General features: G+C 73.9%; 13 protein-coding genes and 1 riboswitch. Of the genes, 3 read left to right on the top strand and 10 right to left on the bottom strand.

What is annotated here, in order from left to right; translation table 11 throughout:
- Positions 1–173: 173 nt before the first annotated feature.
- On the top strand, positions 174–1688 hold the full coding sequence (locus NR112_RS14150) for a hypothetical protein (RefSeq protein WP_256794947.1): 1515 nt from the start codon (positions 174–176) through the stop codon (positions 1686–1688).
- A gap of 39 nt (positions 1689–1727) precedes the next feature.
- Here NR112_RS14150 and NR112_RS14155 read toward each other — a convergent pair whose 3' ends face one another.
- Positions 1728–2177 carry a hypothetical protein gene (locus NR112_RS14155; RefSeq protein WP_256794948.1) on the bottom strand — a complete coding sequence of 150 codons (450 nt, stop codon included), beginning with the start codon at positions 2175–2177 and terminating at the stop codon, positions 1728–1730.
- 15 nt (positions 2178–2192) lie between these two features.
- Between NR112_RS14155 and NR112_RS14160 the strand changes: the two genes are divergently transcribed.
- Positions 2193–2474: a hypothetical protein gene (locus NR112_RS14160; RefSeq protein WP_256794949.1), complete on the top strand. Its 282-nt coding sequence runs from the start codon at positions 2193–2195 to the stop codon at positions 2472–2474.
- Positions 2475–2484: 10 nt separating this feature from the next.
- Here the strand turns inward: NR112_RS14160 and NR112_RS14165 are convergent, their stop codons facing one another.
- The 7 genes from NR112_RS14165 to NR112_RS14195 form a co-directional block, all read right to left on the bottom strand.
- A complete protein-coding gene (locus NR112_RS14165) occupies positions 2485–3699 on the bottom strand; it encodes a pyridoxal phosphate-dependent aminotransferase (protein ID WP_256795073.1) in 1215 nt (404 codons plus the stop codon).
- Between the two features lie 156 nt (positions 3700–3855).
- On the bottom strand, positions 3856–4392 hold the full coding sequence (locus tag NR112_RS14170; protein WP_256794950.1) for a hypothetical protein: 537 nt from the start codon (positions 4390–4392) through the stop codon (positions 3856–3858).
- A 76-nt stretch (positions 4393–4468) separates the two neighbouring features.
- Positions 4469–6025, bottom strand: coding sequence for a polyprenol phosphomannose-dependent alpha 1,6 mannosyltransferase MptB (mptB, locus tag NR112_RS14175; RefSeq protein ID WP_256794951.1), 1557 nt, complete (start codon positions 6023–6025; stop codon positions 4469–4471).
- On the bottom strand, positions 6018–6614 hold the full coding sequence (locus NR112_RS14180; protein ID WP_256794952.1) for a histidine phosphatase family protein: 597 nt from the start codon (positions 6612–6614) through the stop codon (positions 6018–6020). The genes mptB and NR112_RS14180 overlap by 8 nt, the downstream gene beginning before the upstream one ends.
- 1 nt (position 6615) lies before the next feature.
- On the bottom strand, positions 6616–7152 hold the full coding sequence (locus NR112_RS14185) for a hypothetical protein (protein ID WP_256794953.1): 537 nt from the start codon (positions 7150–7152) through the stop codon (positions 6616–6618).
- Between the two features lie 55 nt (positions 7153–7207).
- Positions 7208–9538, bottom strand: a complete 2331-nt coding sequence (locus tag NR112_RS14190) for an ATP-binding cassette domain-containing protein (RefSeq protein WP_256794954.1) — start codon at positions 9536–9538, stop codon at positions 7208–7210.
- A gap of 22 nt (positions 9539–9560) precedes the next feature.
- Positions 9561–10175, bottom strand: a complete 615-nt coding sequence (locus NR112_RS14195; RefSeq protein WP_256794955.1) for an ECF transporter S component — start codon at positions 10173–10175, stop codon at positions 9561–9563.
- 89 nt (positions 10176–10264) lie between these two features.
- A riboswitch (TPP riboswitch) is annotated at positions 10265–10381 on the bottom strand.
- 64 nt (positions 10382–10445) lie between these two features.
- Here NR112_RS14195 and NR112_RS14200 point away from each other — a divergent pair.
- Positions 10446–10910 (top strand): DUF4235 domain-containing protein, encoded by a 465-nt coding sequence (locus tag NR112_RS14200; RefSeq protein WP_256794956.1) that lies wholly within the window; start codon positions 10446–10448, stop codon positions 10908–10910.
- A 3-nt stretch (positions 10911–10913) separates the two neighbouring features.
- Here the strand turns inward: NR112_RS14200 and NR112_RS14205 are convergent, their stop codons facing one another.
- A complete protein-coding gene (locus tag NR112_RS14205) occupies positions 10914–11606 on the bottom strand; it encodes a response regulator transcription factor (protein ID WP_256794957.1) in 693 nt (230 codons plus the stop codon).
- 5 nt (positions 11607–11611) lie between these two features.
- Complete coding sequence (locus tag NR112_RS14210; protein ID WP_256794958.1) at positions 11612–12796, bottom strand: histidine kinase; 1185 nt, start codon at positions 12794–12796, stop codon at positions 11612–11614.
- Between the last annotated feature and the right edge of the window lie 111 nt (positions 12797–12907).

The raw sequence follows: 12907 nt of genomic DNA on the forward strand, positions 1-12907 counted from the left end.
GGGTGCCAACGGGCGGCCCGGGCCCCCGTATTCCGGGACGCGCGGTCCGGGCGAGCCTCCTGCGCACGTCTGCGAGTCAGGCACCTGATGCGGTGGAGGCTCTCTTTGGGTACCTATGGTTCACCGACACGGACGGCAGGTCCGCGTCATCCCGAGCCCTGAGCGTCACCACCATGTCGACCGAGACCGTCACCCGCGCCTCCGAAGGCCGAGGTGTGCGCCTGCCCGGCGTCACGCCGCGGCACGGCGCGCGCCTGCGCCTCGTCGCCGTCATCGCCGCCGCGTTCGTCGTGACCGAGGGAGTCGCACAGGCGGTCACCCCCTTCATCCGCCAGGACGACTGGGCGTTCCTGCTGCCCGAGGGTTCTCCGGGGGCGGTCCCCCCGTCGTACTACAACGTGAGCGAGGGGCGCTGGCTCAACTCCGGCTGGTGGTGGCTCGTCGGTCAGCACGGCACCGTCACGACCGCCTCCCTGACGTATGCCGCCGCGTACGCGCTGCTCGTGGCGGGCGTCTGGCGGCTGCTCCACCGGGCCGCGGTACGCCCCCGGCCCGTCGCCGACGCCCTCCTCGGCGTAGCGCTCTTCGCCTCGCCGGTCTGGGTCCAGCTGCTCTACTGGCCCGGGGCGCTGACGCCCTCGGCGCTCGTGGCCGCCGGCGCGGTCTGGCTCCTGCCCCGAGCCGCTCGCTCGGGGCGGTGGCTGGTGGCCTGGCTGGTCCTGAGCGGCATCGCCTCCGTGCTCACCTACCCGCCGATCGCCTTCGTGCTGCTCGTCCTCGCCGTCGTCTCGCTCCGGGACGCCCCGTGGCGCAGGGTGCTTCTCGTCGTCGCCGGCTGGGCCGCCGGGTTCGCCGCTGGAGTCGCGGTGGCCTACGTGCTCAACTGGGTCGTCAACGGGCACTTCGGCATCGAGGTCGCCGCCTGGCGCCAGGCCAACCCGTTGACCTCGCTCGACGCCCTCGGCGTGAACGCCGGTCGGTGGCTGACGGCCGCGGGCTCGCTCTGGGCTGCGCAGTGGTGGGTCGCACTCGTCGCGGTCGTCGCCGTCGCCCTCGGCTGGAGGGAGCCGGTCGTCCGCCCCCGGCTGCAGCGTCTCCTCCTGGCCCTCGCCGTCGCGTGCGGCATCGACGCCGCGCAGACCCTCGCGACCGGCCTCGTCACCGAGGCCCGTGGCCAGCTGTGGACGTGGTTCGCGGCCGTGCTGGCCGTCGCGCTGCTCCTCGTCGACCGCGGTGCGGGCGCCGGGGCGCACGTCGGACCCGCGCCCACGACGCAGCCCGGCACGACGCCGACCGCCCGCGTCGCGACGGCGCTGCTCGCGGTCCTCGCTGCGTCCGGGGTCCTGGCCTGGCGAGCCGACATCGGCGCGCACCAGGACACGCGCCGGGAGTATGCCGCGATCGCCGAGGCCGCGACGGCTCACCCGACCGGGACCGCCCCGCCGACCGTCGTCGTCTACCAGGATCCCGCCCTCAAGGACACCCGCTCCGGCCGGCTCATGGCGAGCACCCTCTTCATGGCCGTCCGTGTCGAGCAGGACGGCCGCGTGCCGCGCTGGTGCATCGGCATCGAGTGCCGCGAGATCGCGGCGCGGTCCACGTCGGGGCCGGTCGTCGACCTGGGTCGGGCTGGGAGCCTGCCCGGCATCGTCGGCATCGTCGTGCCCGCCCCGCCCGGCTGGATCTGACGACCCGACGCCACCCGAGAACCTGCCTCACGGCCGCCCTCAGGGCAGGTCGAGCTGGGGGACCTGGGCGTCGTAGTCGGGGCAGAACGCCTGCACGCCGGCGGCCATCAGCTGCTTCGTGCGCAGCGCGTCCCCGGTGTTCCCGAGCGGCTTGTCCCCGTCGTCGACCGCGATCTGGGCCAGCTCGACGCCGCCGTTCTTCAGGGCCCAGCACGTCGTCGTCCCGGTCTCGATGTCGTCGTCGACGCTGGCGCCCGTCACCGACGCCCCGAGCTTCTGCGCGGCCAGGACGAACTGCGCCTCCTCCGCCGAGATGCTCGGCCGAGCATCTGCCACGCCCGCCGGCAGGTCGCCGAGGGTCGGGTCCGACCCGCCACAGGCGGCGAGCGAGAGGACGACCACGAGGGCGGCCCCGGCAGCGAGCGTCCCGCGCAGTGCCGGGCGGACGGCATACGGCCGCGGAGCGTGCGCCGGCGTCTTCGTGTCCATCGTTACCCTGAACGCGTGAGCGAGCCCGATCGTCCCCGCGACGCCGCGTCCGCGAGGTGGGGCGCCGAGGCGCCGATCGCCCGGGGCGCGGTCGTGGCATCCCTGTCGGCCGTCGTCTTCGGGTTCGTCTTTCTGCCACAGCTGCTCGGTCTGGCGCTCGCCGGGATCAGCCTCGTCCGCCGCGAGCCGGGCGGACGCCGACCCGCGCTGCTGGCCGCCGGCATCAGCCTGCTGCTCACCGTCGTGTGGGGCATCGTGCTCGGCCTGCTCCTCAAGTGGTGGGCCACCTCCCGCTGACCCGACCCGCCTACTGCGAGTAGGTCGAGAGGAACTTCTCGAGGCGTCCGACGGCGTCCTCGAGGTCCTCGACACGCGGCAGGAAGACGAGCCGGAAGTGGTCGGGGGTCGCCCAGTTGAAGCCCGTGCCGTGCACGATGAGCATCTTCTGGTCGCGCAGCAGGTCGAGGGCGAAGCGCTCGTCGTCGCGGATGTCGTGGACCTTCGGGTCGAGCCGCGGGAAGAGGTAGAGCGCCCCCTCGGGCTTGGTCACCGACACACCCGGGATCTGGCCCAGCATCTCCCAGGCGACGTTGCGCTGCTCGAGCAGGCGGCCGCCGGGCAGGATCAGCTCGTTGATCGACTGGTATCCGCCGAGCGCCACCTGGATCGCGTGCTGCGCCGGGACGTTGGCGCACAGGCGCATGTTGGCGAGGATGTCGAGGCCCTCGAGGTAGTTGCGCGCGTGCTCCTTGGGCCCGGTGATGACGAGCCAGCCGGAGCGGAAGCCGGCCACCCGGTAGGCCTTGGACAGACCGTTGAAGGTCAGGCAGAGCAGGTCGGGCGCCAGGGCCGCGATCGAGGTGTGCGTCGCACCGTCGTAGAGGATCTTGTCGTAGATCTCGTCGGCCATGATGATCAGCTCGTGCTCGCGGGCGACCTGCGCGATGGCCTCGAGGACCTCGCGCGGGTAGACGGCACCCGTCGGGTTGTTCGGGTTGATGACGACGATGGCGCGCGTGCGGTCGGTGACCTTGCTGCGGATGTCGTCGAGGTCGGGTGCCCAGCCGGCCTGCTCGTCGCAGACGTAGTGGACGGCGGTGCCGCCGGCGAGGCTCGCGGCCGCGGTCCACAGCGGGTAGTCGGGGGCCGGGATGAGCACCTCGTCGCCGTTGTCGAGCAGGCCCTGCATCGCCATGACGATGAGCTCGCTGACGCCGTTGCCGAGGTAGATGTCCTCGACGCCGACGGGCGGGAAGTCACGCACCTCGTAGTGCTGCTTGACGGCCCGGCGGGCCGACAGGATGCCCTTGCTGTCGCTGTAGCCCTGCGCCGTCGGCAGCTCCTGGATGACGTCGACGAGGATGTCCTCGGGGGCCTCGAAGCCGAACGGAGCCGGGTTGCCGATGTTGAGCTTGAGGATGCGGTGTCCCTCGTCCTCGAGCCGCTTGGCCTCGGCCAGCACGGGACCACGGATCTCGTAACAGACGTTCTGCAGCTTCTTGCTCTGGGTCACCGCGCGCATGTGGACCAGCGTCCCACCGCCGTATGCCGTGGGCTGCGTCATTCCCACCATGTGGCCCATGTCGTGGGTCACGCGTCGGTCACGCCGCGGCTGGGTCGGGCGTGACGTCGAGGCCACTCGAGGGGGGCGGGGCACTCACTCGAGTGGGCGTGGTGGCTAGCGGCCGAGGCAGCCGAGGGCGGAGCCCGGGCTGCTCGCCGTCAGGGACGCGACGAGCTGGTTGAGCGCGCCGGCTGCCACGTCGATCGTCAGGACGTGGCCGTCCTCGACGCGGGTCAGGTGGGCGACGACGGGCGGCACGGCGGTCCCCTGCGTCCAGCCCTTCTGCTCGAGGTAACCGACGAGCTCGGCGGCCTGCGGCCCGGTCGAGGGCGGGTACGTGCGAGTGATGCGCCCGTCGACGCCCTCCCGGCAGGGCGGCAGCTCGCTGTGGCCGAGCGGGACCATCGAACGGTCGAGCTCCTCGACCTCGTTCGCGAGGGACGCGTAGGCGGCGACGTCGTCGGCGTGGGTGCGGCTCGACCAGGCCCAGCCGCCGAACGCCAGCAGGCCGACGACGAGCACGACGAAGACGATGGCTGCCGGCCCAGGACGTCGCCGGCTCCCGGGGGTGCGGGCTCGTCCACGGGCACCGGACGGGGCGCCGTGAGGAGCGCCGGTGGGGGCCTCGTCGACGAAGCCGGAGTCACTCACCGGGACAGTGTCCGGCACCCGGCCCCGCTCTGTCAGGGACCTCGGCAACTGTCGCCGATCCGTGACCCCGGCGGCCTCAGCGTCGGACGAGGGGACGGTCGAGATCGAGCAGGTGACGCCAGTCGGTGCGGCGGGCGGTGCGCAGCCCGCGCCGCAGCAGCAGCACAAGGACGACGAGCGCGATCGGGACCCCGAGGGCCGTCGTCGTGAGGCCGAGGCTGTAGCCCTCGGGCAGCGTCGCGAAGCAGACGACGGTCGCGACGACGGCGAGGGGCCGCTCGAGCCGCGCCTGCCAGAGGGCGCCGAGCGACACCGCGAAGAACGGGAGCGCCCAGAGGTAGTACCACCCGAGGAAGACCGGGGCGAGCACGACGACGGCGAGCATGGCCCAGGCGATGCCGCGCACCGGTCGTAGGAGCGGCTCGGCCGCTGCATCCTCCGCAGCGAGGCCCCGGGTGTCCGCGGGCTTGAGCGCCCCGAGCCAGACGAGCGCGAGGAGCAGGGCCAGCACGACGAGTCCCACGGCCCGCGCGGCCGCGATGCCCGGGTCGCGCCACTCGTCGCGGTCGAGCAGATGCCCGAGCGCACCGACGGCGATCCCGATCGAGGTCGGCAGCGAGGTCCACTGCTCGTTCTTGCCCGGCGTCCCCGTCGGGTTGAGCCACGAGAACCCGAGCCCGGTGACGACGCCGCCGAGGGCCATCGGGACACCCGCGCACAGCACCGTCAGTGCGCCCGCGCGCACGACGTCACCCCAGCGGGCGAATGCCGTCCCGTCCGTCCTCGGGGCGCGTGCCGTCACGACGTGGCGGGCCCAGAGGATGACGACGAACGGCAGTGCGATGACGGCGGTGACCTTGACCATGGCCCCGAGCGCGACGACGACGCAGGCGAGGACGAACCGCCCGCGCAGCGCCAGGGCGAGCCCGCCGAGCGCCGCGGCCACCATGAGGGCGTCGTTGTGGGCTCCTCCGACGAAGTGCGCGCCGACGAGCGGCACCGCGACGCCGAGCCAGAGCGCCCGGACGGGCGACCAGCCGATTCGGCGGGCGACGTCGGGCACGGCCCACGCCATGACGGCGACGCCCGCCACGGCGAGGAGGCGGAGGAGCAGGAGCGCGACCCACAGCTCGCCCGAGACCGACGCGACGGCCCGGGCGAGCAGCAGCCAGACGGGTCCGTAGGGCGTCGGGCTGTCGAGCCACGTCGGCGCCGTCGAGCCACGCCACGGCGAGTCGAGCTCACGGACGACGTGGTCGTAGGGGCTGAGGCCCTGGTCCCAGAGCAGGCCCTGGGCGGCGTAGGAGTAGAGGTCACGGCTGTAGAGCGGCATCGAGGCGACGAGCGGCACGAACCACAGCGCGATCGTCAGCCACCACCAGCGCACCGACACGTCGGCGTCACGGAGGCGCCACCAGGCGAGGACGAGCAGGCCCATCGCGAGGACCGCGACGGTGGCGAGCAGGGGCGAGCCACCCTTGGGCGTCCACCAGGCGACGCCTGGCCACAGCACACCGGTGTTGGGCCGCGGCAGGGCACCCGAGCCCCACGAGGCGGCCGCGAGCACGACGCCGGCGACGGCACCCGCCCAGCGCCACGGGCCGGGGGCGAGGGCAGGCCGCGCCTCAGCCATGCGTGACCGGTTCGTCACCCCACGCGAGCAGGCGCCACCCGGCCTCGGGGTCGCCCTCCATCGTCACGACGTGCGCGTTGTCGAGCCGCCGGTCGTCGAAGAAGTCGGCGGGCAGGCTGAGTGAGGCCGAGCACCACACGCGCATGGCGGCCCCGTGGCTCACGGCGAGGGCGGACTCGTGGCCGTCGGAGGCGATGCGGGCGATCGCCGCGTCGTAGCGCTCCATGAAGCCGGCACCGCTGTCACCACCGGGGATCGTGTGTCCGGGCTCGTCGCGCCAGCGGATGACCGCGTCGATGTAGGGCTGCCACTCGGTCGACATCTCGTAGTCGCCGGCCTGGATCTCGCGCAGCCCGGGCAAGACGACCATCTCGAGACCGAGCATCTCGGCGAGCGGCGCCGCGGTCTGCTGGGTGCGCACGAGGTCGGAGGTGTAGATCGCGCCGAGGTCCTCACCGCCGAGACGCTCGGCAAGAGCCCGAGCCTGTGCCCGCCCCTCGTCGGTGAGGTCGAGACCGGGGACGGCGGTGTCGAGCTGCCGGGCGACGTTGGCGTGGGTCTGCCCGTGCCGCACGAGGTAGAGCCGCACGTCAGAGGCCCTTCACCGTGACGCCGCTCAGGCACTCGACGCCTTTGCTCGGTCCGGTGTGGAAGTCCTTGATGGAGACCGGTGCGGTCGCCCCGGCGGCGAGCTCCACCTCGACCTCCTTGCTGGCGACGGCGGAGGCGTCGGAGGTCTTGACGATGAAGACCGCCACGGAGAACGTGTGCGCCTGGGTGTCGGAGTTCGTGAGGGTGCCGGAGAAGCTCCACGACTCGCCCGAGGGCGCACACGTCGCGCCGGTGAGGCTCGAGGCCGCGTCGAAGAGCCCACCGTCGCCGGGGTCGGTCGTGTCGACGGGGTCGGGCACGTCGTCGCTCGGGGTCTCGGCCGTGATGGTCGGCTGGACGGCGACGCTCACCGTCGGCGCCACGGAGTCGTCGGGCGACGACGGGGCGGGCTGGCCGCAGCCGGCGAGCGCCAGCACGAGCGACGCAGACAGGCCCAGCGCGACGGCCGGGACGGCATACGCCCTCGGGGTGCGGTGGGTCCGGGTGGCTCGGCGGGGTCGGCCTGGCATGGGCACGTGCGGCCCCTTCCTGTCGGCAGGTGTGCGCCGCCCATTGTGCCCCGCGAGGGCGTCAGGGCAGCGTCAGCCGGGCCGCGACGGCCGCGGCGACCACGAGCAGGCCCGCGCCGAGGGCCAGCGTGTCGGGCAGGCGCCACGGCGCCGGACCCGCCCACGTGCGGCGGCGGGCCTCCGCGAAACCCCGTGCGTCCATCGCGAGCGCGAGGGCCGAGGCCTGCCCGAGGGCGCCGACGAGGAGCCCACCGGTGACGACGACCGCCTCCCGGCCGCGGGCGAGCGCCCCACGATCGGCCCGGATGCCGCGGACCCGGCGGGTCGTCATGAGCTCGCCCCACAGGGTGTCGAAGGACTGGAGCCGCTGGAGCGCCGCCGTCGCGGCGACGACGGGGCGAGCCGGGAGACGGAGCCGCTGGGCGAGGTGGTCGCCGAGACCCTCCGGGTCGATGAAGCCGACGACGAACGCGGAGGGCACGAGCAGGCAGAGGACGCGCAGGGCCGCTCCCGCGGCGACCTCGAGGTCACGGCCACCGAGGAGCCACGCCGACCAGGCGACGCCGACCACGGCGAGCGCCGCCGGGGCCAGGCGCGCGAGGACGCCCCGGAGCCGTCCCTCCGGCGCACGGCCCCGGCCCGGGGCGAGGAGGCCGACGAGGCCGAGGACGACCTCGACGACGAGGACGGCGAGTCCCTGGCGCCACGTCTCGAGGAGTGCGGGCAGTGGCAGCACGCACAGGGCCGCCCCGAGCAGGGCCAGGGGTCCGGCCCGAGCGAGCAGCGGATGGCGTTCCGGCTCCGGGTCGGGCGGCGGCGGGGTGGGCGCCTCCAGCCGGATGACGCGGTCGGCGTCGTCGACGACGCCGGGGTCGTGGGTCGTGACGACGACCGCCGCGCCCTCGTCACGCGCGGCTGCCAGGACGCCGGACACGGCAGCCCACGTGAGCCGGTCCTGCCCGACGGTCGGCTCGTCGGCGAGCACGAGCGCCGGACCGTGCGCGACGGCCGACGCCATGGCGAGACGGCGCTGCTCGCCGCCGGAGAGCTGGCGCGGGTCAGCCTGCGCCAGGTGCGCGAGCCCCAGCGCCGTGAGCAACGCGTCGGCCCGCCGGCCGGCAGCCCCGGGGTCCTGCCCGAGGGCGAGCGAGGTGGTGAGCACGTCGTCACGCACCGTGCGGCCGACGATCGCGGTCGCCGCGCGTTGCGGCACCCACGCGACGACGCGCGCGAGGTCGAGCGAGGACCACTCGTGTGGCGGCACGAGCCGGTCCCGGGCGGCGGCCCGGTCTCCGGTCTCGGCCGGGGTGAGCGGCAGCGCGACGTCGACGCTGCCGCGCGACGGCTCGACGAGGCCGCCGAGGGCCGCCATGAGCGAGGACTTGCCGGCGCCGCTGGGTCCGACGAGGGCCACGGACCGGCCGGCCAGCACCTCGAGGTCGGCGCCGTCGACGGCGAGCGTCGTGCGGGACCGCTCCCCCAGTCGCCGGCTCCGGTGCTCGACCCGGACGTCGGAGGCGGCTGCGACGACGCGGCCCTCAGGCACGCGCCCGGCTGCCGCCTGCGGCGACGGCTCGAGGTCGAGCGGCAGCGGCTCGGGATCAGGCACACCGGGGACCCAGATCCCCTGTGCGGCAAGGGATTTACCGTGGGTCGCAAGGACCGCACGAGGCTTGCCGTCGGCCACGACCGAACCGGCCGCGTCGAGGACGACGAGCCGGTCGACGAGGTCGAGCCAGCCGTCGAGACGGTGCTCGACGACGACGAGCGTGAGACCGCGCCGCTCGACGACGTCGGCCACGACGCCCCGCACGTCGGCGGCCGTGTCGGCGTCGAGCATGGCCGTCGGCTCGTCGAGCAGGAGCACCGCGGGCTCCATGACGAGCGCCCCGGCGAGCGCGAGCCGCTGGGACTCGCCCCCGCTCAGGGTCGACGGCGCGCTGGCGGGCGACATCGTCAGCCCGACCTCACGGAGGGCAGCCGTGACGCGGGACGGCATCCCGTCCCGCGGCAGCACGACGTTCTCGAGGCCGAAGGCGACGTCACGACCAATGCTCGAGGCGACGGTGCCCGCACCCGGGTCCTGCAGGACGAGGCCCACCGATCCCGGAACCTCTTGTGGCGCATGGCCGCCCACGGTCACCGTGCCCGACAGGTCACCGGCGTCCGCCGTGAGCAGCAGTCCGGCGAGGCCCCGGAGCAGCGTCGACTTGCCCGACCCGCTCGGCCCGGCGAGCAGCACCCGCTCGCCGGGCTCGAGCGTGAGGTCGAGGCCGTCGAGGACCGGACGGGAGCGCCCGAACGGCCTCCACGTCAGGTCCTCCACGCGCACGCCGAGGCCCGAGGACACCGACGACGACCGCGCGTCGAGGTGTTCCGCTTCTCGTGTCATCGGCGCGTCCACCTCGAACCGGTCAGACGGCCCGCTGCTCGCGGACCTCCTGGCCCGGCGGGAACGGGTTGAGCGCGCCCGCCGCGGCGAGCAGTCGCGTCAGGCCGACGGCGACGAGCGAGCCGAGGACGGCGACGGACGCACCGAGCAGGAGCAGGTAGGAGATCTTGTAGCCCCAGCCCCAGTCGGTCCAGTAGGAGTACCACTCGTAGACGGCCTCGAAGGCACCACCGAGGAAACCACCGAGCAGCAGCGGCGCCCAGCTGTAGACGGCATACGCGAAGACGGCGAAGCCCAGCTCGACGCCGAGCCCCTGGACGAGACCCGACACGAGTGTGGTCAGGCCCCACTGCGTGCCGATGAGCGCCGACACGACGGCCGCGAGGAGCTCGGTGAAGACGGCCGCACCGGGGCGCCGGATGATGAGCATCCCGACGATGCCGGCGACGAGCCAGGGCCAGTTGAAGAGGGCGCCGAGGGGCGGGAAGGCCGCCGACACGGCGTTCGACGGGACGGCGTAGACGAGCCCCCAGGCCCAGTAGGCCACGCCGAAGGCGACGCCGAGGAAGGCGCAGGTGAGCAGGTCGATGGTGCGCCAGCGGGTCAGCGGACCGCTCGCGGTGATGGTCGTGGACATGGTCTGTCTCCCGGGTTCCAGTGGATACGTGTGGATACCTGGGGGAAGCCAGCCGGACGGCACGCGTCGATGACGTGTGCCGTGCGGTGGCCTGAGAAATACCGACTTCCTTCGCCGGTGCTAACCGGAGCAGGTTCGAGGGTCTGCGGCTCGGCCCTTCGGGCTGCCGCACTCTCAGCGCGTGACGCGCTCCCCTGTCGTGATGGGTGGGTGGTGCTCTTCAGTTGTCGGGGGTGACTCTACTCCGCACGACGTGGGTACAGTCACGCCATGGCATCCAAGGACTCGAAGAAGGCCACCAAGGCGCTCGGCCGGGCGAAGGCCGAGGCCCAGGAGGCCGCTGCGCCACGCACCCCGCTCGGTGGCCCCGTGTGGAAGATCCTCAGCGTCGGCACGACGCTCCTCGCCACGAAGGTCGCGTCCGACGCCGCGCAGAAGGGCTGGAAGCTCGCGACCGGTCGCAACGTGCCCGTCAAGGGTGACTACGAGCGCGAGCGCACCCGTGACGTCGTGCTCTTCACCGCGCTGTCGTCGATGGCCGTGGCCACCGCCCGGGTGGCCGTCGAGCGCGGCGCCGCGAGCTACTACCGCCGCTCGACCGGGCACCTGCCCAAGGCCCTCGAGGACGACAAGGTGTCGCCGGAGGACGTCAGGGCGCACCGCAAGCTCGAGCGCCGCAAGGCACGCGCTGCCTACCGGCTGCAGAAGGCGATCAACCGGGCGGGCACCCGCTGACCCTCAGGCGTCACCGACGCGCACGAGCCCCGTCTCGTACGCCAGCACGACCATCTGCACCCGGTCGCGCAGTCCCAGCTTGGCGAGGATGCGCCCGACGTGGGTCTTGACCGTCGCCTCGGCGACGAAGAACGTCGCGGCGATCTCGGTGTTGTTCAGCCCCTTGCCGACCGCCTCGAGCACCTCGCGCTCTCGCTCCGTCAGGACGTCGAGCCGCTCGAGGCCGGACGGCTGCATCGGGCTCGCGAGCACCGGCAGGAAGCGGTCGAGCAGCCGCCGGGTCGGGCCCGGGGCGACGACGGCGTCGCCGGTGTGGACGGCCCGGATCGCCGAGAGCAGCTCCGAGGGGCCGGCGTCCTTGAGCAGGAAGCCGGCCGCCCCCGCCCGCAGGGCCGCGTAGACGTACTCGTCGAGGTCGAAGGTCGTCAGGACGAGCACCTTGGGGGTGTCGCCGCGCTCGACGACCCGGCGCGTCGCCTCGATGCCGTCGAGCCGCGGCATCCGGATGTCCATGAGCACGACGTCGACGTCACGGCCGGGCAGCGCGTCGAGCGCGGCCAGCCCGTCGGCGCACTCCGCGACGACGTCGATGTCGGGCTCGGCGTCGAGGACCATGCGGAAGCCCGCTCGCACGAGCGCCTGGTCGTCGACGATCATGACCCGGGTCGGCCGCTCGCCCACGTGTTCCGTCGTCATCCCCGTCACCGCTCCCCCTCCGTCGGCATCGTCGCGAGCACCTCGAAGCCGCCGCCTGCCCGCGGCCCGGCCGTCAACGTGCCACCGTGCACGGCGACGCGCTCCCGCATGCCCGGCAGCCCGTGCCCGCGCCCGTCGTCGACGCTGCGCGCACCGACCCCGTCGTCGCACACGCAGATCCGCAGCACCTCATCGGTCTGCTCGACGTCCACGACGGCGCGCGCGGCCGGACCGGCGTGCTTGATGACGTTGGTCAGCGCCTCCTGGACGACGCGGTAGGCCGCGAGGTCGAGTCCCACGGGCCGCGCGCGCTCGGCGCCCCGGACCGTGAGCGTGACCGGCACCCCTGCCGCGCGGACTCCCGCGACGAGGTCGGCGAGCTGCGCGACGCCACCCGTCGGGGCGAGCTCGACACCCGACTCGGGGTCACGCAGCACCCCGACGAGGCGACGGGTCTCGGTCAGGGCGTCCCGGGCCGTCGCCCCGATGGTCTCGAGCGCGCCCACCGACCGGGCGAGGGCGCCCTCGGGACTGCGCTCGGCGGCATACGCGGCGCCGTCGGCCTGCACGACGATGACCGACAGCGCGTGCGCGACGACGTCGTGCATCTCGCGGGCGATGGCCGCACGCTCCTGCTGGGCGGCGAGCCGCAGGGCCTGCTCGCGCTCGCGTTCGACGCGCTCGGCGCGGTCCTGGAGGTCGGCGAGGCGCTGGAGGCGGGCGCGCTTGAGGTCACCGAGCGCCCATGCGGCGAGAGAGGCCGCGGCGCAGGCGACGAAGGTGAAGAGGAACTCGCCGGGACCGGGCACGCGTCCGCTGACGGCGGAGAACCGCGCCCCGGCGATGGCCGATCCGAGCGCCGCGACGCCGAGACCGGCCAGGCGCACGCCACGGCGGCGGTCGTAGGCGGCGAGCGAGTAGAGCGCGACGAGGAAGGCGATGTCGCCGGGGAGCAGGTTGGTCGTCGGGACGACCCGGAGCGCGAGGGCGATGCTGACGACCGCGAACGCCGTGGCCGGGTGGGAACGCCGCCAGATGAGGGCGAGGTTGGCGAGTCCCACGACGGCCCAGCCGATGCCCTGGCCCTCGCCGAGGACGACGAGCCCGAGGAGCGCGAGGAAGACGGCGAGCGGGACGTCGAGGAGCAGCGGCCGGCGCTGCAGCCAGTCGTAGACGCTCCCCTCGCTCACGTCCCGAAGCCTACGAGGACGACGGGGTCCGGTCGTCAGACCGTGGTCGGAGACGCGCCCCGTACGCGTGGGGGCTCGGACGGCACGGGCCATCACCTTCGTCGGTCACTG

It is taken from the genome of Terrabacter sp. Ter38 (assembly GCF_024519435.1).
GTDB lineage: Bacteria > Actinomycetota > Actinomycetes > Actinomycetales > Dermatophilaceae > Terrabacter.

Bases quoted from the DNA above. Each gene is read 5' to 3' on its own strand.
- NR112_RS14150 (WP_256794947.1), top strand. From the start codon at position 174: ATGTCGACCGAGACCGTCACCCGCGCCTCCGAAGGCCGAGGTGTGCGC.
- NR112_RS14195 (WP_256794955.1), bottom strand. From the start codon at position 10,175: ATGTCCACGACCATCACCGCGAGCGGTCCGCTGACCCGCTGGCGCACC.
- NR112_RS14190 (WP_256794954.1), bottom strand. From the start codon at position 9,538: ATGACACGAGAAGCGGAACACCTCGACGCGCGGTCGTCGTCGGTGTCC.
- NR112_RS14155 (WP_256794948.1), bottom strand. From the start codon at position 2,177: ATGGACACGAAGACGCCGGCGCACGCTCCGCGGCCGTATGCCGTCCGC.
- NR112_RS14165 (WP_256795073.1), bottom strand. From the start codon at position 3,699: ATGCGCGCGGTGACCCAGAGCAAGAAGCTGCAGAACGTCTGTTACGAG.
- NR112_RS14200 (WP_256794956.1), top strand. From the start codon at position 10,446: ATGGCATCCAAGGACTCGAAGAAGGCCACCAAGGCGCTCGGCCGGGCG.
- mptB (WP_256794951.1), bottom strand. From the start codon at position 6,025: ATGGCTGAGGCGCGGCCTGCCCTCGCCCCCGGCCCGTGGCGCTGGGCG.
- NR112_RS14205 (WP_256794957.1), bottom strand. From the start codon at position 11,606: ATGACGACGGAACACGTGGGCGAGCGGCCGACCCGGGTCATGATCGTC.